Source organism: Paenibacillus sp. Pae15 (assembly GCF_024519685.1).
Classification (GTDB): Bacteria; Bacillota; Bacilli; order Paenibacillales; family NBRC-103111; genus Paenibacillus_G; species Paenibacillus_G naphthalenovorans.
In genome coordinates, this window is record NZ_JALJRM010000081.1 from 1 (window position 1) to 778 (window position 778).

General features: G+C 49.0%; 1 protein-coding gene and 1 pseudogene. Both read left to right on the forward strand.

Translation table 11 applies throughout. From position 1 onward, the window contains the following. Positions 1 to 195: pseudogene (locus NR121_RS24955) on the forward strand (hypothetical protein); the annotation flags it as partial. Positions 196 to 374: 179 nt separating this feature from the next. Beyond that, a partial coding sequence (locus NR121_RS24960; protein ID WP_256832145.1) for an S-layer homology domain-containing protein occupies positions 375 to 778 on the forward strand: 404 nt, incomplete at its 3' end.

The following is a 778-nucleotide window of genomic DNA, read 5'->3' on the forward strand; positions in this document are numbered from 1 at the left end:
CCAACGTATCCTTATGTGCTGAATCGGACCATCACCGTCCACAGCTCTACAGACCGGCAAACGACACGCAGCGTGAACGTAACCATCTACGGCCCGTCCATTGTCGCCATCATAGAGGTGAACCGATCCCTTCTGGGCCAGCCGCATAGCGAACCGGTCGTATTAAGCAGCGTAGCCAGTGTAAGATTTCGCTAATCCGTATCAATTGGATATAATTACCTGTAAAAAAACGGATTACAAGCTACAATATACCTATGACCGGAGGCGGCTTGAGGGAGAAAAGTCCTGTATTCCCGGGGGGTTGACGAGGCGCCGAGGAACCGGAAATCAGGGGCAGCAACAGCATGCCCTGTACAAGGAAAAGGGGAAAAATAATGAAGAGACTAAGAACAACATTCACGGCCGCACTCATTGCGGCTGCTTTATTGGGGACTTCAAATGCTTTTATCCCAACGGCTAAAGCGAGTTTTAATGATGTAGCAGGCCATTGGGCCGAAGCTGCTATTAACGCGGCAGTCACAAGCGATTACGTCGACGGCTACGAGGACGGCAGCTTTAAACCTGAGCAAAATGTAAGCCGCGCCGAGTTTATTAAATTAGTCGTTACAGCCATGAAGCTGACTGTTCCTCAAGCAAAGGATGGGGAAGATTGGTACACGCCCTATGTCACGGCCGCAAAAGAAAAAAATATACATCGAGCGGAAGATTTTACAAGCGGCGATCTAAACACTCAAATATCCAGGCTTGAAATGTCGCTTATATCCTTGCGTGCAACACG